Genomic DNA, 22,874 nt, shown 5'->3' on the forward strand with positions numbered 1-22,874 from the left:
CTAGCTCCCTCGGTAAACGGAGTAGCCGAACGGGTTGAGCAGCAGCGGTACGTGGTAATGCTCGCCGGGAGTGACCGCGAACGTGATCGTCACTTCCGGGAAAAACGCACCGCTGTCCCTTACGCGGGGGGCGTCCTGCTGCGCCTCGGCTTGCTTCTTGGAACTGGGCTTATCAAAGAAGTACGTCTCGGTCTCGAAATCGAGACGCACGTGGGTGGTGCCCTCCGGCAGCGCCGGCAGGTCCTTGCAGCGCCCGTCCGCATCGGTGGCGGATCCGCCCAGGGCCGCCCACTCGCCGTCGAGACCCGTACGGGCCGACAGGGAGATGGCGACGCCCTCGGCGGGCTTGCCGATGCTGGTGTCCAGGATGTGAGTGGACACCGAGGCGGTGGTTGCCGTGCTCATGGTCACTCTCCTTCTACGAGTCGGGTCAGGCGGATCTTGTTGATCTTGACGAGCTCGCCGCGGGCGGTTTCCCGCTCCTGCTCCGGCGAGTTGTCGATCCGGACCTTGACCGCGTCCCGCATGAACGCACCGGTCGCCCCGGTGGCACAGATCAGGAACACGTGGCCGAACTTCTCCTGGTAGGCCAGGTTCAGTTCGAGGAGCTCGCTCTTGAGCTCCTCCGAGGCACCGGCCATGCCACGCTGCTCGCGGGCGGAGGTCGGGTCCCCCGGCTTCGGCCGGCCGATCGGCGCGTGGCCTCCCATCGCCTCGGCCAGGTCCTCCGCGGTGAGCTCCGCCATGGCGGATTCGTTCGCGGCGAACAGGGATTCGGCGGTGGCGAAGGGGCGCTGGGCGAGGAGCTTGGCGCCCCATGCCGAGCTGGCGCACACCTCGTGCAGTTCGGCCGTGGCCTCGCTGTCATCCAAGGCGTTGAACCGGGTCAGACCCGGGGTCGGACTCGAAGTCACGGTAGGCCTCCGTGGCCTGTTGTTGCTTAGACGGGCTGCGCATAGCTAACGCCCTCGACAACACGGCGTCAACACTTTGTTGAAACTTCCCGTACACAAAAGCCGCCGCCCGGATGAATTGGGCGGCGGCTCGTCACAGGAGGTGACAGGGCACTCACTCTTGGCTGTTCTTGGCCCCTTTTGCGGTGGCCGAATCCCTGTTCAAGTAGTTGTAGACGGTGAAACGGCTTACGCCCAGGGCTCCCGCGACCGTTTCCACGCCGTGTCGGACGGAGAAGGCACCCCGCGCCTCCAGTATGCGCACCACGTCCTGCTTCGACTTGCGGTCCAGCTGCGCCAACGGTACGCCGTGCCGGCGCTCCAGGGCCGCCAGGATGTGATCCAGCGAGTCGGACAGCTGGGGCAGGCGCACCGCCAGCAGCTCCTGACCCTCCCAGCTGAGCACCACGTCGTCCGGCTGCGCCAGCGCCGGATCCATCAGCTCGCCGCCCATCGCGTCGACCAGGGGCTTGACCGCGGCGACGAAGGGGTGGTCACGGGGCTCGGTCACGAGGTCTCCTCCCCGATCACGTTCACCTGGAGCGAGACGCGCGTCGCGCCGGCCCCCAGGGAATCGCGCAGCAGCGCGGCCACGGCGGTCAGCACCTGATCGGCCTCGCCCTCGGCGGTGTTGCCGAACGGGCCGACGTCCACCGCGTCCAGCTGGGCCTTCTGGATGACCTCGCGAGCGGCCACGGCATGGGCGGGGGCCTCTTCGAGATCGAAGGGCTCGGTCGTGAACTCCACTCTCAATCGCACGCAGGTCAACCTACTGCGCAGTCACGATTTTTCGGCAGTCCGCACTTGACATCGGCGCGGAATCCCATGCAGTCTTCCATCAAGCAGAAAATAACTTCCGCAATACGGAAGGAGCGCACACCCCTCATGGGATACACGGACCAGCGCTTCGATGTGAACCTGTCCATCCTCTTCACGGAACTCCCGCTCCTGGAGCGTCCCGCGGCTGCCGCCGCGGCGGGCTTCACGGCGGTCGAGCTGTGGTGGCCCTGGATCGAGACCCCCACCCCCGCACAGGCTGAGCTCGACGCCCTCAAGAAGGCTCTTGAGGACGCCGGGACCCAGCTGGTGGGCCTGAACTTCTACGCCGGCCAACTGCCGGGCCCGGACCGCGGTGCGGTGTCGGTACCCGGTGACGAGTCGGACCGCTTCAACGCCAACATCAACGTCGCGGCGGACTTCGCCGCCTCGGTGGGTTGCAAGGCGTTGAACGCCCTGTACGGCAACCGCGTCGAAGGCGTGGACCCCGCCGTCCAGGACGAGCTCGCGCTGAAGAACCTGGTGGTGGCCGCTCGGGCCGCCGACCGCGTCGGCGCGATCCTCCTGATCGAGACCCTCAACAAGCCCGAGTCGCCGCTCTACCCCCTGGTGAGCGCACCGGCCGGCATCGAGGTCGTGGACAAGGTCAACGAGGCCACCGGCCTCGGGAACGCCAAGTTCCTGCTCGACCTGTACCACCTGGCGATGAACGATGAGGACCTCTCCGAGGTCATCGAAAAGTACGCCGCCAAGACCGGTCACGTCCAGATCGCGGACAAGCCCGGACGCGGTGCCCCCGGCACCGGCGAGCTGCCTCTCGAGGCGCTCCTGGACCAGCTGAAGAAGGCTGGATACGAGGGCTGGGTCGGCCTGGAGTACAAGGCGGCCGACGCCGCCGCGTCCTTCGAGTGGCTGCCCGCCGAGGCCCGCGCCGCCCGCTAGGCGGACAAAGTCCAGGCGATCAGCCAGGCACCCCCCGCACTTTTCGTACAAAGCATTAAGAGAAGGACCCTCATCATGAGCAACCTCCCCAAGATTGCCTGGATCGGTCTCGGAATCATGGGTTCCCCCATGGCCGAGAACCTCCTGAAGGCCGGCTACCCGGTCACCGGCTTCACCCTGGAGCAGGACAAGCTGGACCGCCTGGCCGCCGCCGGCGGCAGCGCCGCCGGCTCGATCGCCGAGGCCGTCAAGGACGCCGACGTCATCATCACGATGGTGCCCGCCTCCCCGCAGGTCGAGGCCATCTCCTACGGTGAGAACGGCATCCTGGAGAACGCGAAGTCCGGTGCGCTGATCGTCGACATGTCGTCGATCACCCCCCAGACCTCGATCGACCTCGCGAAGAACGCCGCCGAGAAGGGCATCCGCGTCATCGACGCCCCGGTGTCCGGTGGCGAGGCCGGTGCCATCGAGGCCGTCCTGTCGATCATGGTGGGTGGCGAGCAGGCCGACTTCGACGAGGCCCTGCCGGTCCTGGAGACCCTCGGCAAGACCATCGTCCTGTGCGGCCCGCACGGCTCCGGCCAGACGGTGAAGGCCGCCAACCAGCTCATCGTCGCGGTGAACATCCAGGCGTGCGCCGAGGCCGTCGTCTTCCTCGAGAAGTCCGGCGTGAACCTCCAGGCCGCCCTGGACGTCCTCAACGGTGGTCTGGCCGGCTCGACGGTCCTGACCCGCAAGAAGGACAACTTCCTGAACCGCGACTTCAAGCCCGGTTTCCGGATCGACCTGCACCACAAGGACATGGGCATCGTCACCGACGCCGCCCGCAACGTCGGTGCGGCTCTTCCGGTCGGCGCGGTCGTCGCCCAGCTGGTCGCCTCGCTGCGCGCCCAGGGTGACGGCGGCCTGGACCACTCCGCGCTGCTGCGCGCGGTCGAGCGCCTCTCCGGCGACCAGGTCTGATCCCGCTGCGGCCCGCTCGTCGGGCCGCCCTCCCCCCTCACGGGGGCCCCGAGTGTCCGGATGGTGCCGGCGCTGACACCTGTCCTGTCGCGCCCAAGCGCCGGCACCGTCCGGATTTCCTCTCCTCAATCTTTGTTCAACAAACTGTTGACGCCACGTTCCAGCCGAATTTAGGCTGTTCCGCATGACGGAAGACGTATTCCGTCAGCAGTTATCCGTACGGAAGGTCACCATGTCGAAGCGCACGCTGACGACCGAGTCCGGCGCCCCGGTCGCCGACAATCAGAACTCCGCCACCGCCGGCGTCGGTGGCCCGCTCCTGGTCCAGGACCAGCAGCTGCTCGAAAAGCTTGCCCGCTTCAACCGTGAGCGCATCCCGGAGCGCGTGGTGCACGCCCGCGGTTCCGCCGCGTACGGCCACTTCGAGGTGACGGACGACGTCACCGCGTACACCAGCGCCGCGTTCCTCAACACGGTCGGCAAGAAGACCGAGACCTTCCTGCGGTTCTCCACCGTGGCGGACTCCCTCGGTGGCGCGGACGCGGTCCGCGACCCCCGCGGTTTCGCGCTGAAGTTCTACACCGAAGAGGGCAACTACGACCTCGTCGGCAACAACACCCCGGTGTTCTTCATCAAGGACCCGATCAAGTTCCCCGACTTCATCCACTCCCAGAAGCGCGACCCCTTCACGGGCAAGCAGGAGCCGGACAACGTCTGGGACTTCTGGGCGCACGCCCCCGAGGCGACGCACCAGATCACCTGGCTGATGGGTGACCGCGGCATCCCCGCGTCCTACCGCCACATGAACGGCTACGGCTCCCACACCTACCAGTGGACCAACGCCCAGGGCGAGGCCTTCTTCGTCAAGTACCACTTCAAGACGAACCAGGGCGTCCGCAGCCTCTCCAGCGACCAGGCCGCCGAGCTCGTCGGCAAGGACGCGAACTCGCACCAGACCGACCTGCTCCAGGCGATCGAGCGCGGCGTGAACCCGAGCTGGACCCTCTACGTCCAGATCATGCCCGCCGCCGAGGCCGCGGACTACCGCTTCAACCCGTTCGACCTCACCAAGGTGTGGCCGCACAGCGACTACCCGCTGCAGCGCGTGGGCCGTCTGGTCCTCGACCGCAACCCGGACAACGTCTTCGCCGAGGTCGAGCAGTCCGCGTTCTCCCCGAACAACTTCGTCCCGGGCATCACCGCCTCGCCGGACAAGATGCTCCAGGGCCGTCTCTTCGCGTACGCCGACGCCCAGCGCTACCGCCTCGGTGTGAACCACACCGTGCTGCCGGTCAACGCCCCGAAGGCGGCGAAGGCCGACAACTACGGCCGCGACGGCGTCATGGCGCTGCGCAACGGCTCGCGCCAGGACAAGAACTACGAGCCCAACTCGTACCAGGGTCCGGCCGAGACCGGTCTCGCCCTGGGCGCCCCGCAGGCCGTTTCCGGCTGGACGGGCACCCACGAGGCCCCGGCCCACACCAAGGATGACAACTTCTTCCAGGCCGGCGAGCTGTTCCGGCTGATGTCCGAGGCCGAGAAGGAGCGTCTGGTGGCGAACATCGCCGGCGGTCTCTCCCAGGTCACCCTGGAGGACGTCATCGAGAAGAACCTGGCTCACTTCCACGCCGCCGACGCCGACTACGGCAAGCGCGTCGAGGAGGCCGTCCGCGCCCTGCGCGACGCCTGAGCCTGAAAGCTGTACCGGGGGCCTGACGGGAGGTCAGGCCCCGGGTGCTGGCCCGACCCGTGGACCCGGATGAGGGGTGGTACGCGGTGAGGGCAGGACGAGGACCGTGGCGAGCGTGCGAGCCAGTGCGGTGGTAATGGGTTCCGAGGCCCGTCTCTTGACCTGAGGGAGACGACGCCGGAGTTCTCGTCGCCCGCCCGCCACGGTCCCAGCCACATCCTCCTCGTACGAGGGGCTACGCACAGAGCCCCCTCCTACGAGGGAGGACAACCTCCCCCCGACACTCCGCCCGGCGGTGCGAACGTCCTGTCGCGCCAGCCTCGCACCGTCGGGCGGTCACCAACCAGAGCGCCGAGTCACGGACGGTCCCGTGACTCGGCGCTTTGTCGTGTGCGGGGTGGATGTCGTGCCCGCCCGGTGCCGGGGTCTCGTCAGGCGCGGTCGCCGGGTGCGTGCTCGTCGTCGCCGGGCTGCTCGAAGCGTCCGAGTGGGGTGCGCGTGCGCGGGTTGACCCGGCACATCGGCCGGTACGCGGGGAAGCGCGCGTCGCGGGACATCACGTGGACGAGCCGCGAGCGGGCGCCCATCACGACGACCCCGGCGCCGGAGAACGCGAACGGGATCGCGAACACCTGGAACGAGCCGAGGGTGCGTTTCAGCTCCTGCCGATAGCGGCCGGGCTCGGCGGGGTCACCGCCGAGCCGTCCACCCGTAGGACCCTGCGACGCCTCGGCCACCTGCCCTTCCCCGTCCCCCTGGGGCCGCCTCCCCGCGGCAGCGGCGCCGGCGGGGGCGGAGGGGCGGGGCGGCCCGGCCAGTGTGCCCCCGCGACCGTCCGGGCCCCGTACGCGGTCCTGGACGCGCGGCCGGCCCCCGAACGGACGCCCACCGGCAGCCGATGTTCGGCGACCGATCGGCGCCCGAGGGCCGACAACCGGCGACCCGCTTCCCGGCGATCGGCCCCGAAACGCGGACGGCCCCCGCCCCTCCTGGTGGAGGGACGGGGGCCGTCGGGCGGTGCGGGGTGATCAGACCTTGAGGGCCTTGATCGCGGTCGGGGCGTGGCCCGGCTCGGTCGCGAGCTCTTCGAACTCGGTGACGTCGCTCATGTCGACCGTCTTGCTCATCGCGATGTTGGTGATGCGCTCCAGGATGGCCTCGACGACGACCGGGACCTGGAACTCCTGGGCCAGCTTCTTGGCCTCCTCGAAGGCCTCGCCCAGCTTGTCCGGGTCGGTGACGCGGATGGCCTTGACGCCCAGGCCCTCGGCGACCTTGACGTGGTCGACACCGTAGACACCCAGCTCGGGGGTGTTGATGTTCTCGAATTCGAGGTTGACCTCGAAATTAATGCCCAGACCGCCCTGCGCCTGACGGATCAGACCCAGGTAGGCGTTGTTCACGAGGACGTGGACGTAGGGGACCTTGTGCTGGGCGGCGACCGCCAGCTCCTCGATCATGAACTGGAAGTCGTAGTCGCCCGAGAGCGCGACGATCGGGGTTTCCGGCTCGGCGGTGGCGGCACCGATCGCGGCCGGGATGGTCCAGCCGAGCGGGCCGGCCTGGCCGCAGTTGATCCAGTTGCGCGGGCGGTAGACGTGCAGGAACTGCGCGGCCGCGATCTGCGAGAGCCCGATGGTGGTGACGTAGCGGGTCTCGGGACCGAACGCCTTGTTCATCTCCTCGTAGACGCGCTGCGGCTTCAGGGGGATGTTGTCGAAGTGCGTACGGCGCTGCAGGGTCGCCTTGCGGTCCTGCGCCGAGGCGGTCCAGGCGGAGAAGTCCGGCAGCTTGCCCTCGGCCTTGAGCTCCTTGGCGATCTCCACGAAGAGCTCCAGCGCGGCCTTGGCGTCGGAGGCGATGCCGAAGTCCGGGGCGAAGATCTTGCCGAGCTGCGTGGGCTCGATGTCGACGTGGACGAACTTGCGGCCCTTGGTGTAGGCGTCCAGGTTGTAACCGGTGTGACGGTTGGCCCAGCGGTTGCCGATGCCGAAGACGAAGTCCGACTCCAGGAACGTGGCGTTGCCGTAGCGGTGCGCGGTCTGCACACCGACCATGCCGGCGGCCAGTTCGTGGTCGTCCGGAATGGTGCCCCAGCCCATCAGGGTGGAGATGACCGGGACGTTGACCAGTTCGGCGAACTCGACCAGCAGGTCGGAGGCGTCGGCATTGATGATGCCGCCACCGGCGACGATCAGCGGGCGCTCCGACTCCAGCAGGAACTGCAGGGCCTTGGCGGCCTGGGCGCGGGTGGCCTGCGGCTTGTAGACCGGCAGCGGCGCGTAGGTCTCCGGGTCGAACTCGATCTCGGTCAGCTGGACGTCGATCGGGAGGTCGATCAGGACCGGGCCCGGACGGCCGGAGCGCATCAGGTGGAAGGCCTCCTGGAACACGCCCGGGACCTGCGCGGCCTCCAGGACGGTCGTGGCCTTCTTGGTGACGGGCTTGGCGATCGAGGCGATGTCGACGGCCTGGAAGTCCTCCTTGTGGAGCTTCGAGACCGGAGCCTGACCGGTGATGCACAGGATCGGGATGGAGTCGGCGATCGCCGAGTACAGGCCGGTGATCATGTCGGTGCCGGCGGGGCCGGACGTACCGATGCAGACACCGATGTTGCCCGCCTTGGCACGCGTGTATCCCTCGGCCATGTGCGAGGCGCCCTCGACGTGGCGGGCCAGCGTGTGGCTGACGCCGCCCACGTTCTTGAGCTCGCGGTAGAACGGGTTGATCGCTGCGCCGGGCACGCCGAAGGCTTGCGAAACGCCCTCAAGCTTGAGGATCTCCACTGCAGCGGCGGCGGCTGTCATACGGGGCATCGAGTTCTCCTGCGGGTCCGACGGTCAGGCTTTTCCGTAATCCGGAAGTTATGTTCTGCTATACGGAACAAGCTAAGCGGCGGCTTGCCGGACGTCAAGGCGGGGCGACACCCCGGAACCCACCAAAAGCCGCATCTCTTTCGGTGAGTTGTACAAATGACCGAGACGCCGGCACGTTCCGGCGGGAATCCGCGGTCCGGCACACCCCGTCGGTCGCGGGTGGTGGAGCATGGACCCACGCACAGCGACGAGGGGGTCCTTTTCACATGGCGGAAGCGGTACCGGTGCGCTGCCCGGAGTGCATGCGCGAGAACGGCTACACCTCCCCGGTCTTCCCCTGCGCCTGCGGGAGCCCGGTCACGCCGACGCTGGACCTGACCTCGCCACCGGTCCCGCTCACGCACCGCACCTGGTCGCAGAGCTGGGTGACGGTACGGTGCGGGGCCTGTGGGCGGGACAGCGAGTGGCCCCACCCGGAGGTGGGGTGCGCGGGATGCGGCACCGTGGTGCTGCTCGCGGTCCATCCGCCCGAGCCGCAGCAGGCGGCGGGCCCGGACGGGTCCGCACGTCAGGACCCGGGGACGAGCGACGGCGGGGCTCCGGCTTCCGGGCGGCCCGGCGCGCCCGCGGGTGGGGGTACGGGGGCGGGGGCGGCCGGGAGGACCCCGGTGCCGCGGCCGGCGTTCCGGCCGGTGACCATCCGTACGGCCCGGGACGCCGTGGCGACGGCCGCGCTGTACCTGCGGTGGCTCGGCTTCCAGGACGTCCGGCGGCCGGACGGGCTGCCCATCCCCTCGGCGGCGGTGGACCTGCGGGCCCCCGGCGTGGTCGCGCAGGTGGACCCGTCGACCACCCCGGCCGGGCTGCGGGCGGTGGAGTGCGTGTGGCTGAACGGCCTGACGGCCTCCGCGACCAGCGTCTACTTCTCGCTCGCGGGCTATACGGACGAGGCTCGCTGCCGGGCGGACGACCTGGGCATACCGCTGTTCGTCATGGACCTCACCGGCATGCCGCAGCCGGTCAACGACCCGGCGGACGCACTCGTCGCGACGGGGGCCTAGGCTCGGAGGCTGCTGTTGCTGTTGCTGTTGCTGTAGCTGTAGCTGTTGTTCCTGTTGCCGTTGTTGCCGTTGTTGCCGTTGTTGCCGTTGTTCCTGTTGCTGCCGAGGAGAGCCTGATGAGCCTGTACGACATCCCGCTGACCACTCTTGCCGACGAGCCGACCAGCCTCGCGGCCCACAAGGGCAAGGCCATCCTGCTGGTGAACACCGCTTCGCAGTGCGGGCTGACCCCCCAGTACTCGGGGCTGGCCCGCCTGCAGTTCAAGTACGAGGAGAAGGGCTTCACCGTCATCGGCGTCCCCTGCAACCAGTTCGGCGGCCAGGAGCCCGGCAACGCGGAGGACATCCAGACCTTCTGCGCCGCCGGCTTCGGCGTGACGTTCCCGATGCTGGAGAAGTCCGAGGTCAACGGCGAGCACCGGCACCCGCTCTACCAGGAGCTGGTGCGGACCCCGGACGCCGACGGCGAGGCGGGGGACATCCAGTGGAACTTCGAGAAGTTCCTGATCTCCCCCGCCGGCGAGGTCGTGGCGCGCTTCCGCCCGCGCACCGAGCCCGAGGCCCCCGAGGTCATCGCCGCGATCGAGGCGCAGCTGCCGGCCTAGGCCGTCCCGTCCGGATCCGGCCAGCGGCGGGCCCCGTAGGTCCGCTCAGCGCAGGTCGGCTTCGTCGTACTCCCCCGTGGAGCCGGCCGCGGTGAGTTCCCGCAGTTCCACCCGGCGGATCTTGCCGGACACCGTCTTGGGCAGCTCGGCGAACTCGATGCGGCGGATCCGCTTGTACGGGGAGAGGACCGCCCGGGAGTGCTCGAAGAGCACCCGGGCGGTCTCCTTGTCCGGCTCCCAGCCCGCGGCGAGGGTGATGTACGCCTTCGGGACGGAGAGCCGCAGCGCGTCCGGGGCCGGGACGACGGCCGCCTCGACGACCGCCTCGTGTTCCAGCAGGGCGCTCTCCAGCTCGAACGGGCTGATCTTGTAGTCGGAGGCCTTGAACACGTCGTCGGCGCGACCGACGTAGGTCAGGTAGCCGTCCGCGTCCCGCGCGGCGATGTCCCCGGTGCGGTAGAGCCCGTCGGCCATGGCCTCGGCGGTGCGCCGCGGGTCGTCGCGGTAGCCGGTCATCACCCCGGCGGGGCGGGTGCGCAGGTCCACGCAGAGCTCGCCCTCGTCGGGCGACGGCTCACCGGTGACGGGGTCCAGGAGCACGATCGTGTAGCCGGGCGCCGGCCGGCCCATGGAGCCGGGCTTGACCGGGACGCCGGGGAAGTTGCCCACCTGGAGGGTGGTCTCCGTCTGGCCGAAGCCGTCGCGGATGGTCACGCCCCAGGCTTCCCGGATCCGCTCGATCACCTCCGGGTTGAGCGGCTCGCCCGCCGCGACGGCCTCGCGCGGGGGCTTGCGCAGTCGGGTGAGGTCGGACTGGATCAGCATCCGCCACACGGTGGGCGGGGCGCAGAAGGTGGTGACCCCGGCCCGGTCCATCTCGGCCATCAGCCGCTCCGCGTCGAAGCGGGCGTAGTTGTGGACGAAGACGGTGGCGCCCGCGTTCCAGGGCGCGAAGAGGTTGGACCAGGCGTGCTTGGCCCAACCGGGCGAGGCGATGTTGAGGTGGACGTCGCCGGGACGCAGCCCGAGCCAGTACATGGTCGACAGGTGCCCGATCGGGTACGAGGCGTGCGTGTGCTCGACCAGCTTGGGGCGGTCGGTGGTGCCCGAGGTGAAGTACAGCATCAGCGGGTCGGTGGCGAGGGTCTCGCCGTCCGGGCGGAACTCCCGGTCGGCTCCGCTCATGTCGGCCAGCCGCCGCCATCCGACGGGGACGTCCTCTCCCGCGGCGATCCGGGTGTAGGTACCGGCCACCTCGTCGAACTTGGGGGTGTCCTCGGTACGGGCGATGACGTGGCGGATCTCGCCGCGCTCCACCCGGTCGCGCAGATCGGGCGGGCCGAGCAGCGGGGTCGCGGGGATGACGACGGCGCGGAGCTTCATCGCGGCGAGCATCACCTCCCACAGCTCGACCTGGTTGCCGAGCATGACCAGGATCCGGTCGCCGGCTTCGACGCCCTGGGCGCGGAGCCAGTTCGCCGCCGCCGCGGAGCGGCCGGACAGATCCTCGAAGGAGACGCCGCGGCCGGTGCCGTCCTCCTCCACGATGCGCAGCGCGTCGGCGTCGTTGCCGGCCGCGATGCGGTCGAACCAGTCGAGGGCCCAGTTGAACCGCTCCGGGCGGGGCCAGGTGAATCCGGTGTGGGCGGCGTCGTAGTCCCCGCGGTGGCTGAGCAGGAAGTCCCGTGCGGCGAGGAAGCTGTCGGTGGCACTGTTCTCCGTCATGACAGGCATCGTGCCGCGCCGGACGTCCCGTTCACCAGGGCGGCGTCAGCCGTGGATTGACCCGAAGCGCACGGAGCCGGGTCCGCCGGCCATCGTGGCGAGCAGGACCTGCCCTTCCGCCTCGATCTCCTCCTTGCGTGCGCGGGACGGCGTACCGAACAGCTCGACGGTGAGGACGGGGGGCGGCGCGGGGGCGTCGGGGCCGGGGCGGTTCGCGCGGGCGCCGTCGACTCCGGGGCGGTTCGCGCCGGCGCCGTCGACTCCGGGGCGGTTCGCGCCGGCGCCGTCGACTCCGGGGCGGTTCACGCCGGCGCCGTTGTGGTCGGCGGGACCGCTCGTCGGGGCGTCGTCCAGTCGCCACAGCCCGGCGAGGAAACCGTCGACGAGGAGGGTGCGGTGGGCCTGGTTGCCCGTCCAGGTGCGGTTCCTGTTCTCGGGGGCGACGACGCGGGAGCGGTCGGCGTGGGACAACAGCAGGTTGTCGAACTCGGGCAGGAAACGCGGCGGGGCCGGCGTGTCGGCGTCGGGGCGGGGCGCGTCGGGCAGGTCGAACAGCTCGGTGCCGCTCTCGTCCCGGAAGGTGAGCAGGCGCGGCCGCAGCCGTTCGAAGGCCTCCCGCAATCGGGTGAGGCCGGCCCAGGTCTGCATGTCCTTGACGGAGGCGGGGCCGAAGGCACCGAGGTAGCGCAGCACCACGTCGTCGACGGGCTGCGCGGCGCCGGCGTCCGCCCCGAGCCACCGCTCGACGGTGGTGAGCCGGACCTGCCCGCTGCGGCCCCACACACCGCGGGGGGTGACCTGGACCAGCGGCAGCAGACAGCGCGCCGCGACCGACAGGGACTGCGGATCGGCGGCGGGCCAGTGGACGAGGAGCTCCTCGCGGATCTCCGCCATGGTGTGGGGCTCCGCCTCGACGAAGGCGCGGGCCCGCTCGGCGAGCCGGTCCAGGTCCACGCCCGTGAGCCCCTTGCGGAAGTAGGCGACCTCTCGGTCCCGGGCGGCTTGGACGAGGGGCCGCAGGGTGAGGGCGTCGTGCGCGGTGTGGGTGTGGATGGTGGAGCGCATCGTCACCATCCGGACCACCTCGCGCGACTCCATGAGCCCGGCCAGCTCCGCGGGCCGGAACCCGGCGAGGCGGGCGTGGAGCTGGAAGTACGGGGGCTTGACGTTCTGCGCCTGGAGCCCGACGAGGTGCGCGACGGCGTCCCCCGCGGACATCTCGGCCCGGCTCAGCAGCAGCTGTCGGGCAAGGGTCGCGCGGTTCAGCGCACGGGTCCCGATCAGGGGACTCTGGTGGGGGGTCTTCGTCCTGGAGGCCATGACCGCACGCTAGCGCTGTGACCGGAAAGGTCCACCGGGTCGCGGCGCCCGGCACGGCACCTCGCCGCGTTGTCGGACCACGGAAGTACGTCCGGTACGAGCCGCGGCCCTCCGCCTTGCGATGCACCGCACTGAACACCGCGACCCAGCAAACCCTTCCGGCCACAGCACTGGCGCCGCTTGCGGACACCTTCTGTCCGCAACCCCCGAACCCGTCACCGCGGCCGCGTCTCCGGATACGACCTTCACGGGTGATGGCCGCGCCGGTGAGGCCTCCGGGTCCACGGGTGACCTCTTCATCCGGATCTCTCCCTATATCCTGCCCTTGGCCCGTAAACGCACGTTCGACCGGGAGCTGACCTGCGATGCCGGAGCGACCAGACCGCCGCCCCTCCCCACCCGCGAAGCGCCCGGGCCGGCTCCGCCCGTCCCGTCCCGACACCACTCCCCCGCCGGGCGCACCCGGGACGGGCCCGTCGGGCCCGGAGCCCGCCCCGCCGGTCCCGCCGAACCACCGCAGCGTGATCGACTCCGCGGTCTACCGCGAAGGCCTCCGCGTCGCCTCCCCCGCCACCCTCGCCGACACCTTCCGGCAGCTCCGCGACCAGCCGGACGGCATGGCCTGGATCGGACTCCACCGACCGACGGAAACCGAACTGCACTCCCTGGCGAGCGAGTTCAACCTCCACGAACTCGCCGTCGAGGACGCCCTCGAAGCCCACCAGCGCCCCAAGCTGGAGCGCTACGGCGACACCCTGTTCGTCGTCCTGCGCGCGGCCCGCTACCTGGACGCCCCGGAGGAGGTCGAGTTCGGCGAACTCCACGTCTTCGTCGGCCCCGACTTCCTGATCACCGTCCGCCACGGCGGCGCCCCCGACCTCTCCTCCGTCCGCCGCCGCATGGAGGAGAACCCCGCCCTCCTGTCCCTCGGCCCGGAGGCCGCCCTGTACGCGATCCTCGACGCGGTGGTCGACGGCTACGCGCCGGTCGTCACGGGGGTCCAGACCGACATCGACGAGATCGAGACCGAGGTCTTCCGCGGCGACCCCGAGGTCTCGCGCCGCATCTACGAACTCTCCCGCGAAATGGTCGAGTTCCAACGCGCCACCCGCCCCCTGGTCGGCATGCTCCACGGCCTGATGGCCGGCTTCGCCAAGTACGGCACGGACGAGGAACTCCAGCGCTACCTCCGCGACGTCGCCGACCACGTGACCCACACCAGCGAACGCGTGGACGGCTTCCGCCAGGCCCTCACCGACATCCTGACGGTCAACGCCACTCTGGTCTCCCAACAACAAAACGCCGAAATGCGCGCCCTGGCCGAAGCCGGCTTCGAACAGAACGAGGAGATCAAGAAGATCTCCTCCTGGGCAGCCATCTTGTTTGCACCCACACTCGTTGGAACCATCTACGGCATGAACTTCGAGGACATGCCGGAGCTGAAGTGGGCGGGCGGCTATCCCTTCGCAATCCTGCTGATGGCAGTCGTCTGCGTCAGCCTGTACGTCATCTTCAAGAAGCGCGACTGGCTGTAGCTGGCAAGGTGGACTAGGCCGTCAACTTCCCAGAAGCAAATGCGCTCGGACGCCAATTCGCAGGCTCTGGGGAGAATCTGGGGAGAATGCGCGGCGCTGGGGGAGCGTGTCATCGACCCCTGATCAGCCACTCCGGACCTCTCGCCCGGCCGGCGAGCACTGCCATGCGAGCGCAGCCCGCCACAGCAAGTGCGGTAATCCGTCGGTCAGTGTCTGGGGCCGCTTTGTCGATCCTTTTGTGGTGTGGGCCTCATGGTGGATGGCAGACCGTCGATCTTGGCGACAGGTTCTCGTCCTGCCCGTTCAGGGGACGGATGTCCGACCCTCCCCTTAGGTTGCCTTCATGACTCCCGAGAGGACCGCAGCCCATCAGGCGTGGTGCCAGATGGGCGCGGAACACGCCCTGTTCCGCCGGCCCACGTTGATTGCGCCCCCACTGGTGGTGTCGTCACCCCACCTGCTCAACACGCACGATCTCGATTGGGAGAGCGTGGAGTACCTGATCGCGTGGCTCGTCCGGAAGGTGGAGGGCTGGGAGGAGACGTGGATCTACGGCGAGCGGGGCCAGAACCAGCACGGCATCGATGTCGCGGGCGTGACGGGCACGGAAGTCGCTGTGTTCCAGGCCAAGAGGCTGAAGAAGTTCACGTGTGAGGACCTCGAGAGGGCGGTCGACCGCTTCGTCACAGGCAAGCGGCCTTTGGGGGCCACCCGTTTCGTCGTCGTCACCACTCATGATGCGAGTCGCACGGATATCCAGGATCGCCTCATGGAGCTGCGGCAAAGACACCCGGATCTCCAACTCGAACTGTGGAATAGGAAGCGTCTGTCCGATGAGCTGCGGCCGCACCCGGAGATCGTGACCGCCTTCTTCGGGGCGGCAACGACCCAGGTGTTCTGCCCGCCCCCCACGCCGGAGGAGCCGGCTCCTGCCGTGCTGGAGGGGCAGCAGGTGGACGCCGAGGCCTTGCTGCGAGGCCCGGTGGCACATCTGGGGCTTTCCGAGTACCTCGCTGAGGGGGACCAGGCCCGCGAGGACGAGCCGGGCCAGGCTGCGGAAGTGTACGCATACATTGCAGAGCAGCTCGAGCAGACGCTCTACGCCCCATTCGCGAGCTGGATGCGGGCACGGCAAGCAGCCGCTCTTCATGATGCTGGCGAGCACGATGCCGCTCTTCGTATCGATCTGCAGAATATGGCGCGCGGCCTATCAGACGGCCTCGCCTTCGAGGCCCGGCGCACCATCGCCGCGCTTTCTGAGCAGCAGGTCGAAGGGGACGACGCACTGATCCGCAGCATCAACACCCTCGGCTGTCTCGCCGAGTACGAGTTCGAACACACCGTGTCACTCGACGACGTCGCCGGGTATCTCGACGTTCAGTCCCCGGACGACCCCAGTGTGCAGCTCGCGGCGGCTCTGTTCACCGAACACGCAATGGCGGCACGCAGGCCGGATCTACTTACGAAGCGGCTGGGCTTGCTCGAAGCGATCATCGTCGCCGGGACAGCCGGCCATCTGGACACGGCCCGACTGCGAGCGAGCCTTGCGGACGCGGATCCCTCGGGAAGCACGTGGCGGAAACTGCACCGAGCCGCGCGGCACGACTACCGAATGGCCGTGCGCGCTCTGCTTGCCGCCCGCCGTGCCCGATTCCTAGTCATCGGCGGGGACGCCGAAGGGGCCGTGGACGGCTACTACGACGCTATTGAACACTCTCTCACTGCCGGCACCCACGGTGACGCGGAAGAGTGGCTCGCAGCCCAGCGACTCGTGATCAGCCGTCACGCCACTAGCTCTCAGGACTACCTCAAAGCCATCGACGCGCATACCTTCCAACGAGTCCTGCGGCAGGCCGGTGGCAACAGCATCATGCCTGTGGCATCGAACCACCGTGACCCAGCGATGGCCACGCTCCTCCGCGGGAAGCATCAGGACGCGCGCCAAGACCAGCTGCAGTATCGGCGCCGCGCGTTCGCCCTGGGCAGTTGGGCCCACGAGCGGGAAGCGGAAGAACTCCTGGCCCGCCTGTACACGGCTGTCGGCGAGACGGTTCAGGCGATGAACCACCTGATCAACTCCGGCATCGCGAACGCGGCCAAGCAGGTGCGCACCTTCTTTCCTGCTCTTCCTCCCGAAGCGCTTGCCTGGGCCCCGCCCGCAGACCTTCGTGACCGGCCAGTGTGGGAGCGCACCTGTGCCTTCGCCCTCGCCGGTCGGATGGCCGACATCCTGACCGACAGTACCGCCGAAGTCTGGATCGAAGAGGCAATCAGAGAGGTAGAGAAACCCACTCCCCGAACCAGGGCCGTTACCCCTCCGACCGAGTCCGCCTGGGGCATCATCAGGGCACTCGCGGTGCTCACCACACCCGAACAGGCTCGCCGGGCCGCTGGCAGTCCGGGGGTGATCGAGCGAACCACTGCGGACACCGCGAGGGCACGGATCCGGGCCCTCGCCGCGCTGGCTGGCGTCCACGAAATTCTCGGCCCCGGGGCCGCGCAAGACCTGGCGCGGGCCGCTCTGACTAGCGACTACCTTCTCGATGAGGTTCTACGACATGCCCAGGACCTCTTCATCAAGCATGCATCGGTGATCTCGAAGGAGTGCACGGCCGCCGCAATGGACGGCAAGGTAGGTGCTGTCCGGCTCCTCCTCCTCGCGGACGCTGAGCCCGGCATCTGTCGACAGGCGGTTGCCGACTGGCTGCAGCAAGGCGGAGCCGGCGACAGCAATCTCAGCGGGACAGACCTCATCGCGATCGGTGCACGGCTCCTGCCGGTGGAGGAGATCGCGCCGAGGATCGAATCCCTCGCAGAACAGATCACAGCACCTCGTGATCGCGACGATCAGTGTGCCGCGATCACCGCGCTGGGCTACGCCGCCGAGTTGCTGCCCATTCAGCAGCGGCGCCCCTACGCCGAACTGGCTCTGGCAGCGGCGCGAGGGGAACTGCCAGTACCTGCCGACGAGAACCTGCCAGACCATCCACTGGACCGCTTCCGCTTCCTCATGAGCCCACCCATGATCCGTCCGCAAGCCCTCGTCACGGCTGCCCGTCTGGGCGCTTCGAGTGAAGCGACAGCGTCAGCCATCGCCGTCATCGCCCTGAAGCAGCTATCTCATGCCACAGACGGCGAGGCCCGTCTAATCGCACGAGCACTCGGCCATCTCGACCCGGCCCATCTACCGCCCCTGACAACCCTTGCCGTCCACCAGCAAGCTTGGGCCCGATGTTTTGCTGCCAGAAGCCCACAGGGGGACGAGGCCACACTCGAACTGTGCAGGGAGCTCCTAGCGGGTGACACGGACTGGCGCGTGCGGGTCAACATCGCTCAGAGCCTCCCCTGCAACCACCCCCTCCTTGTGCAGCTGCAGCAGGACCACCACCGGCAGGTGCGAACAGCCGCCACCAAGATGGACGGTGCCGTGTGAGCCTTCGGCCAAGTCTGTCGTTCACCAGGCCACCGCACACCGCCTCCTGCCCGACATCTGGCACAGCATCTGCAGTGCCAACCGTTATTCACGACACGACCAACCCGTCAGGTACGTACTCGGGCACCATGCCGAGCAGCGCGTCGATGGCCGCCCGGCCCTTGCCGCCGGCTTCCGGCATGAAGTGGGCGTAGTGGTCGAGGGTGATGGTCGGACTTGAGTGACCGAGCCACCGGGCGAGCGTGACGATGGACTCGCCCGCTTCGAGCAGGACCGAGGCATAGGTGTGCCGGAGCACATGGAAGCCGTCCTTGCGCGAAGCCTTCCACCGCGCACCCTTCTCCCGTGCGGGAATGACTCCGGCCGCAGCGAGGGCAGGCTTCCAGGCCTCGTCGTTGAAGATGTTGGCGCGGATGGCGTTGCCGTACGTCGTCGTGAGGATGAGCGGGGAGCTCTGCTTCTCCCGGTCGGGCTCCGGTCCGCCCCAGGGGAGCTCGACGTCGACCGCCGGATGGTCGGGGAAGTACGCGGCCAGTTCCGCAGCCACCGAGCGGGGCATGTCGACGATGCGCGTCTTGCCACCCTTGGGCAGGGCGAAGTAGAGGCGCCCTGAGAGGAGTTGCACCTGCCTGCGCACTCGGATGACACCGCGTTCGAAGTCGATGTCCCTCGGCGACAGCCCGAACACCTCGCCCTGGCGCAGCCCACACCCCAGCGCGACGACGACCGCGATCCGGTAGCGAGGGTTGATCACGTCCCGCACCCTCTGTGCCGTTGCCAGCGGCCACGCGTCACGATCCTCGTCGGGGGCCTTCGGCCAACGCACCGTCTTGGCCCGCATCGGGTTGCGCACGAGGCGCTTGTCGTCGATCGCGGTCTCGAAGATGTTCGACAGCGAGGTGAGGATCTGCCGGGCGTACCGCGGAGAGCACTCGCCTTCGAGCGCGGCTATGTAGCCGCGCAGGACGGTCGCCGACACGTCGCGCAGCGCCACCGCGCCGAGGTGCGGAAGGATGTGGAGTCGTACACGCTCGTCAACTCGCTTGACCGTGCCGGGCGCGCCGCGAACGCCGGCGCGCCAGTGGCGCGTGACGAAGTCCGTCAAGGTGATGGAGCCGTCGCGTGGGTCGACGAACTCGCCCCGCTCGCTGTCGGTGCCGGACCGCCGGAGCCACCCCTTGGCGTCCTCCAGCACGTCGAACGACATGTCCCGGACGCCCGGGATTCCAGCGACACGGTACCGAGACCCCTTGCCGTAACGGGTCGTACGCTCACGCTTCCCGGTGACGGGATCCTTCTTCTTTTTGATCCAACGGTCTTCGATATATCCAGCCAAAGAATTCCTCGGGGCAAGGGTTGGACGTAGGGCAGGTGGTAAGGCCGAGTAGATCGGTCAGGCCGTGGCCGCGTACCCGGCGCGGCGCTGCGGGGCGGCATTCACCGGATTTAGGGAAGTGTTACTGCGGGAGTCCGCCTGCTCCTGTTCCCGGATCCACTCGTCAAGCGTTTCGATCCGGTACATCACGCGTCCGCTCCGCCCCATCCGGAAACTCGGCGGACCTTGGCGGCGGTGCCGCCACACGTAAAGGGTGGCGGGCGACAGCCCCAGGTATTCGGCGGCTTCACGCACGTTCAGAAAACCCCTCCGCAGCGGCGACACGGGGGGAGGCATAGGGACATTCGCCAGCAATTCACTGTCACAAGCAGCACTTCGCACGTATCGAAACCTTCGGGGTCGTCCGTCGACAGCCTGTGGCGACGGACATCGGGCATGACGAGTCCACCCCCGCTTGCTGTCAGGCAGGTGGAGCGGACTACTTCAATGGTCTGGAGAATCCCCGGTTTGGCTGACCGGGGATCGCCGGGTATAAGCCGGGGCGGCGTCACGGCGCACCCACCCCGGACCCCTACGGCGCGGGCTGGAGCAAGGCGAGTGGGGAGACACCGAGGGCGGCCGCAATGGCGACGAGGTCATCCACGTCGCAGCGCCGGCGGGTGCGTTCGATGCGGGACAGCATGGTGTTGGTCATGGGGTGGCCGAGCTCGGTGACACGGGCAGCGAGCTCACGCTGGGCGAATCCGCGCGAGGTGCGCAGCCGCTCGATGGCGTGGGCGGTCCGGTCTCCGGCGGGACCGATTTCCGTAGCTCTTCTGGGCATGCGTCTGTTGTAGCTCGGGTTCCCGGGTTCACGTAATCGCGGAAGCCTAGACATGGGACTTTGGGGCCCGTTTCGCGGAGAACGAACTGGCGATTCACGCATAGGCGGCCATTGCGGAACTAGGACCCATCTCGGATCACAGAGGTACGCACACCATCCGTGGCTCCGGCGGCGGAAACATAGATCGCCTCGCCTACCCCGGTCAACGACTTTCGGGGTGCGATCTTCGTCGCTCTCCCTGCGCCGTCGACTTTTTGGTCAACCGGGGATTCGCCCTTACTGTGAAGACGTTCGCGATCAGCGATGCACTCTGACGCTTTTCGAGTGCGGATTCGCTGGACTTGCGCGGGCTGGGTGTGGCTGTATTGGCCAAGCACCCCTGACAAAGGAATCGGCTCCCGGCGTTGCAGCGCCGAGAGCCGATGGGAGCCCCTTGTCCAAACCGCCCACTCCTGAACGGATCTGAGGAACGTCTATGCCCCACACTACGGCCGAAGCAGCCGTCCACACACCCGCGCCCACCCAGGCGTCGCCGTCCCAGCAGCAGGCGAAGGCGGGGCGATAGGCATGGCACGCATCCGCACCATCAAGCCGGAAGCCTTCAGCTCCGAATCGCTGGCCGCCGTCAGCATCACCGCGGAGCGGACGTTCTTCGGCCTGCTCACCCAGGCCGACGACCACGGCCGGTTCCGGGACCAGTCCGCCGTCATCGCGGGCCTCTTGTGGTCCCTGCGCCCCGAACACGGCCCGATCGAGGTCGAGGACGACCTCACCCAGCTCGCTGGCAATGAACTCATCTGCCGGTACGAGGGCGAGGACGGCAAGCGGTACCTGCACATCGTGACCTTCTCCAAGCACCAGAAGGTCAACCGCCCCAGCGGTGTCCGGCACCCGAACTGCCCCTACCACGACGGCGGCCGGGTACCCCTGACTTCACCGCTGGCGCAGGGAGGGCTCCGTGAGGCGTCCGTGCACCATCAGGCACCCGCCCCGGAGCTCGCACCCACATCTCATGCCGCTTCGATGATCCCCGTATCCGCAGGTCAGGACGGGTTCACTGAGCCCTCCGAGCGGCATCAGGGAGAAGTACGAGAGCCCGCGCCGAGCCCTCATCGTCCGGATCTAGGATCTAGGATCAGGGATCTAGGATCTCCGTTGGGGGGCGCTGGAGCACCCCAGACCGCCACGACCCACCAGCTGGTCGGCGAGTATGCCGCCGCGTGCGGAAAGCGTCCCCCTGAGAGCGTTCTGGGCCATGTCGGCCGGGAGATCGGCAAGCTGCTGCGCGAAGGCATCGACCCAGAGCACGTCCGAGCCGGGGTCGAGCGCATGCGCGTCAAGAGCCTCCACCCGAGCGTGCTGCCCAGCCTGGTCAACGAGGCCATGAACCCGCCCCAGGCCACTACTGGCGCGCGCAGGCCCCCTCAGCCGTACACCAACCCCGTTGACGCCGAAGCCGCTTACGGAGGCCAGCTGTGACCACCGCGACCCGCGAACCCCAGCGTGCTGGCACCCTGGCAGCCCGTCTCCAGGCCATTCTCGCTGCCAAGGGCATCGACCCCGACACCGCACCCGCCGGGCCCACAGTGGAGCCGGTGACCGCCCTGGAACTCGCCGACCGCCGCATCCCGCCCCGCTACCGCGAGGCACTCGCCACCCAACCCGAAGTCCTGGGCTGGGTGGAGGCGGTCACCCGCGCCGGGCGAAACGGGCCGGCCGGTACCCGGGGCATCGCCTACGGCCCCTCGCTGCTGATCGCCGGAACCACCGGCATCGGCAAGACACATCAGGCCTACGGAGCCGTCCGCTCGCTGCTGGCCGCCGGAGTACGCCTGCGCTGGCAGGCGGTCACCTCCGCCGACCTCTACGCCCAGGTCCGGCCCCGGCCCAACCACGACCCCGAGCGGGAGATCCAAGAGCTCGGCCGGTGCCCGCTGCTGATCCTGGACGACCTCGGCGCGGCCAAGCAGTCCGAGTGGACCGAGGAGCTGACGTACCGGCTGATCAACCGCCGCTACACCGAGATGCTCCCGACCCTGATCACCACCAACCTGCCGATCGCGGAACTCCGCAACGCAGTCGGGGACCGCGTCGCCTCCCGCCTGGCAGAGATGACCACCCGCGTCATCCTCACCGGCCCGGACCGCCGACGCACCCAGCCGTCGGGCTCCTGACCACCACGGTCCCCACCCGGGTCAGTCCCCGTCATCGTGGGGACCGAACCACTGACCCGAGCCGTTCGGGGACCGTCCCCACCCCAGTCCCGGTCCCGTCCCCATCACGGTCCCCAACCCGGTCCCGGTCCCCAAACTGACCCCGGTCCCGCCTGACAGCGCCCTCCCCCAGGAGGGGACCGACAGCAGTCGATCGGGGACCGTCTCCTGATTGCGCTGCGCGCGCCGGCCACCACGGGGACCGGTCCCCAACTCTGTTTCCGCAGGTCACCTCGCCTGACGTCCCCCGACTCAGTGGGGACCGTCCCCACGGTCCCCACCATCCGGGACCACCCTGCGGCGGTTCGGGGACCGTCAGGTCACCACGTCGGGGACCGTCAGGTCACCACGTCGGGGACCGAGACGGGACCGGTCCCCCACGCCCCTGCCGCTGGGGACCGAGCGCCTCCCCTAAACGGGGACCGTCCCCGCCCGGTCCCCGGACAGCACCGGCAGCGTCTCGCGTCACGAGCGAGCGGTCCCCAACCGGTCGACCCCGCCCAACAGCCCCTTCACACGACCAGCCTCTACCGCTTCAAGGACACGCATGCACAACCCACCGCACGACGGTCCCAGCCACGACGAGCAGATGCCCTCGCTTCCAGCCTCAGGAGGAGCAAGTTGTACCCAGAGCATTGCTCCCGTCGGGAGCAATGCTCTGGGCTCCCCCGCCCCAGGG

20 protein-coding genes are annotated in these 22,874 nt (G+C 68.8%); 9 read left to right on the forward strand and 11 right to left on the reverse strand.

All coding sequences use genetic code 11. The features are described from left to right. The 4 genes from uraH to AB0D46_RS07725 all read right to left on the reverse strand — a co-directional run bounded on the left by uraH (window position 1) and on the right by AB0D46_RS07725 (window position 1,712). Window positions 1-405 (reverse strand): hydroxyisourate hydrolase, encoded by a 405-nt coding sequence (gene uraH, locus AB0D46_RS07710; RefSeq protein WP_362876376.1) that lies wholly within the window; start codon window positions 403-405, stop codon window positions 1-3. Between the two features lie 2 nt (window positions 406-407). Then, complete coding sequence (gene uraD / locus AB0D46_RS07715) at window positions 408-914, reverse strand: 2-oxo-4-hydroxy-4-carboxy-5-ureidoimidazoline decarboxylase (protein WP_362876377.1); 507 nt, start codon at window positions 912-914, stop codon at window positions 408-410. 154 nt (window positions 915-1,068) lie between these two features. Continuing rightward, complete coding sequence (locus AB0D46_RS07720; protein ID WP_362876378.1) at window positions 1,069-1,464, reverse strand: helix-turn-helix domain-containing protein; 396 nt, start codon at window positions 1,462-1,464, stop codon at window positions 1,069-1,071. Next, window positions 1,461-1,712, reverse strand: a complete 252-nt coding sequence (locus tag AB0D46_RS07725) for a thiamine-binding protein (protein WP_362876379.1) — start codon at window positions 1,710-1,712, stop codon at window positions 1,461-1,463. Before AB0D46_RS07725 ends, AB0D46_RS07720 begins: the two co-directional genes overlap by 4 nt. A 126-nt stretch (window positions 1,713-1,838) precedes the next feature. Here AB0D46_RS07725 and AB0D46_RS07730 point away from each other — a divergent pair, with 126 nt between their 5' ends. From AB0D46_RS07730 to AB0D46_RS07740, 3 genes are all read left to right on the forward strand, one after another. Continuing rightward, on the forward strand, window positions 1,839-2,672 hold the full coding sequence (locus tag AB0D46_RS07730) for a TIM barrel protein (RefSeq protein ID WP_362876380.1): 834 nt from the start codon (window positions 1,839-1,841) through the stop codon (window positions 2,670-2,672). 75 nt (window positions 2,673-2,747) lie between these two features. Then, on the forward strand, window positions 2,748-3,638 hold the full coding sequence (locus tag AB0D46_RS07735) for a 2-hydroxy-3-oxopropionate reductase (protein WP_362876381.1): 891 nt from the start codon (window positions 2,748-2,750) through the stop codon (window positions 3,636-3,638). A 232-nt stretch (window positions 3,639-3,870) separates the two neighbouring features. Continuing rightward, the gene (locus AB0D46_RS07740; RefSeq protein ID WP_362876446.1) at window positions 3,871-5,328 is read left to right on the forward strand and encodes a catalase; all 1,458 of its coding nucleotides are present in this window, start codon (window positions 3,871-3,873) and stop codon (window positions 5,326-5,328) included. A gap of 431 nt (window positions 5,329-5,759) precedes the next feature. Here AB0D46_RS07740 and AB0D46_RS07745 read toward each other — a convergent pair whose 3' ends face one another. Together AB0D46_RS07745 and gcl are read right to left on the reverse strand one after the other, a co-directional pair. Next, window positions 5,760-6,065, reverse strand: coding sequence for a hypothetical protein (locus AB0D46_RS07745; protein ID WP_362876382.1), 306 nt, complete (start codon window positions 6,063-6,065; stop codon window positions 5,760-5,762). Between the two features lie 291 nt (window positions 6,066-6,356). After that, the gene (gene gcl / locus AB0D46_RS07750; RefSeq protein ID WP_362876383.1) at window positions 6,357-8,144 is read right to left on the reverse strand and encodes a glyoxylate carboligase; all 1,788 of its coding nucleotides are present in this window, start codon (window positions 8,142-8,144) and stop codon (window positions 6,357-6,359) included. Between the two features lie 266 nt (window positions 8,145-8,410). On the opposite strand from gcl, the gene AB0D46_RS07755 reads away from it, so the two are divergent. Both AB0D46_RS07755 and AB0D46_RS07760 read left to right on the forward strand, forming a co-directional pair. Beyond that, on the forward strand, window positions 8,411-9,205 hold the full coding sequence (locus tag AB0D46_RS07755) for a hypothetical protein (protein WP_362876384.1): 795 nt from the start codon (window positions 8,411-8,413) through the stop codon (window positions 9,203-9,205). A gap of 116 nt (window positions 9,206-9,321) precedes the next feature. Continuing rightward, a complete protein-coding gene (locus tag AB0D46_RS07760; RefSeq protein ID WP_362876385.1) occupies window positions 9,322-9,810 on the forward strand; it encodes a glutathione peroxidase in 489 nt (162 codons plus the stop codon). A 45-nt stretch (window positions 9,811-9,855) separates the two neighbouring features. On the opposite strand, the gene AB0D46_RS07765 is transcribed toward AB0D46_RS07760, so the two are convergent. Then, window positions 9,856-11,535: an AMP-binding protein gene (locus tag AB0D46_RS07765; protein ID WP_362876386.1), complete on the reverse strand. Its 1,680-nt coding sequence runs from the start codon at window positions 11,533-11,535 to the stop codon at window positions 9,856-9,858. A gap of 45 nt (window positions 11,536-11,580) precedes the next feature. Beyond that, complete coding sequence (locus AB0D46_RS07770) at window positions 11,581-12,855, reverse strand: winged helix DNA-binding domain-containing protein (protein ID WP_362876387.1); 1,275 nt, start codon at window positions 12,853-12,855, stop codon at window positions 11,581-11,583. 365 nt (window positions 12,856-13,220) lie between these two features. Between AB0D46_RS07770 and AB0D46_RS07775 the strand changes: the two genes are divergently transcribed. Together AB0D46_RS07775 and AB0D46_RS07780 are read left to right on the forward strand one after the other, a co-directional pair. Continuing rightward, on the forward strand, window positions 13,221-14,390 hold the full coding sequence (locus tag AB0D46_RS07775) for a magnesium and cobalt transport protein CorA (RefSeq protein ID WP_362876388.1): 1,170 nt from the start codon (window positions 13,221-13,223) through the stop codon (window positions 14,388-14,390). 343 nt (window positions 14,391-14,733) lie between these two features. Further along, on the forward strand, window positions 14,734-17,823 hold the full coding sequence (locus tag AB0D46_RS07780; RefSeq protein ID WP_362876389.1) for a hypothetical protein: 3,090 nt from the start codon (window positions 14,734-14,736) through the stop codon (window positions 17,821-17,823). 88 nt (window positions 17,824-17,911) lie between these two features. Here the strand turns inward: AB0D46_RS07780 and AB0D46_RS07785 are convergent, their stop codons facing one another. The 3 genes from AB0D46_RS07785 to AB0D46_RS07795 form a co-directional block, all read right to left on the reverse strand. Then, window positions 17,912-19,159 carry a site-specific integrase gene (locus tag AB0D46_RS07785; protein ID WP_362876390.1) on the reverse strand — a complete coding sequence of 416 codons (1,248 nt, stop codon included), beginning with the start codon at window positions 19,157-19,159 and terminating at the stop codon, window positions 17,912-17,914. Between the two features lie 57 nt (window positions 19,160-19,216). Beyond that, on the reverse strand, window positions 19,217-19,483 hold the full coding sequence (locus AB0D46_RS07790; protein WP_362876391.1) for a helix-turn-helix domain-containing protein: 267 nt from the start codon (window positions 19,481-19,483) through the stop codon (window positions 19,217-19,219). A 247-nt stretch (window positions 19,484-19,730) separates the two neighbouring features. Next, window positions 19,731-19,982, reverse strand: a complete 252-nt coding sequence (locus AB0D46_RS07795; protein WP_362876392.1) for a helix-turn-helix transcriptional regulator — start codon at window positions 19,980-19,982, stop codon at window positions 19,731-19,733. Between the two features lie 567 nt (window positions 19,983-20,549). Between AB0D46_RS07795 and AB0D46_RS07800 the strand changes: the two genes are divergently transcribed. Then, window positions 20,550-21,461, forward strand: coding sequence for a hypothetical protein (locus tag AB0D46_RS07800; RefSeq protein WP_362876393.1), 912 nt, complete (start codon window positions 20,550-20,552; stop codon window positions 21,459-21,461). Next, on the forward strand, window positions 21,458-22,156 hold the full coding sequence (locus AB0D46_RS07805; protein WP_362876394.1) for an ATP-binding protein: 699 nt from the start codon (window positions 21,458-21,460) through the stop codon (window positions 22,154-22,156). The genes AB0D46_RS07800 and AB0D46_RS07805 overlap by 4 nt, the downstream gene beginning before the upstream one ends. Window positions 22,157-22,874: the final 718 nt, after the last annotated feature.

Origin of the sequence: Streptomyces sp. NPDC048383, from assembly GCF_040651775.1 — a bacterium.
Lineage (GTDB): Bacteria > Actinomycetota > Actinomycetes > Streptomycetales > Streptomycetaceae > Streptomyces.

Excerpts from the sequence above, each read along its gene's own strand:
- uraH (WP_362876376.1), bottom strand. The coding sequence starts at position 405 with ATGAGCACGGCAACCACCGCCTCGGTGTCCACTCACATCCTGGACACC.
- AB0D46_RS07730 (WP_362876380.1), top strand. The coding sequence starts at position 1,839 with ATGGGATACACGGACCAGCGCTTCGATGTGAACCTGTCCATCCTCTTC.
- AB0D46_RS07735 (WP_362876381.1), top strand. The coding sequence starts at position 2,748 with ATGAGCAACCTCCCCAAGATTGCCTGGATCGGTCTCGGAATCATGGGT.
- AB0D46_RS07740 (WP_362876446.1), top strand. The coding sequence starts at position 3,871 with ATGTCGAAGCGCACGCTGACGACCGAGTCCGGCGCCCCGGTCGCCGAC.
- gcl (WP_362876383.1), bottom strand. The coding sequence starts at position 8,144 with ATGCCCCGTATGACAGCCGCCGCCGCTGCAGTGGAGATCCTCAAGCTT.
- AB0D46_RS07755 (WP_362876384.1), top strand. The coding sequence starts at position 8,411 with ATGGCGGAAGCGGTACCGGTGCGCTGCCCGGAGTGCATGCGCGAGAAC.
- AB0D46_RS07760 (WP_362876385.1), top strand. The coding sequence starts at position 9,322 with ATGAGCCTGTACGACATCCCGCTGACCACTCTTGCCGACGAGCCGACC.
- AB0D46_RS07765 (WP_362876386.1), bottom strand. The coding sequence starts at position 11,535 with ATGACGGAGAACAGTGCCACCGACAGCTTCCTCGCCGCACGGGACTTC.
- AB0D46_RS07770 (WP_362876387.1), bottom strand. The coding sequence starts at position 12,855 with ATGGCCTCCAGGACGAAGACCCCCCACCAGAGTCCCCTGATCGGGACC.
- AB0D46_RS07775 (WP_362876388.1), top strand. The coding sequence starts at position 13,221 with ATGCCGGAGCGACCAGACCGCCGCCCCTCCCCACCCGCGAAGCGCCCG.
- AB0D46_RS07780 (WP_362876389.1), top strand. The coding sequence starts at position 14,734 with ATGACTCCCGAGAGGACCGCAGCCCATCAGGCGTGGTGCCAGATGGGC.
- AB0D46_RS07795 (WP_362876392.1), bottom strand. The coding sequence starts at position 19,982 with ATGCCCAGAAGAGCTACGGAAATCGGTCCCGCCGGAGACCGGACCGCC.
- AB0D46_RS07800 (WP_362876393.1), top strand. The coding sequence starts at position 20,550 with ATGGCACGCATCCGCACCATCAAGCCGGAAGCCTTCAGCTCCGAATCG.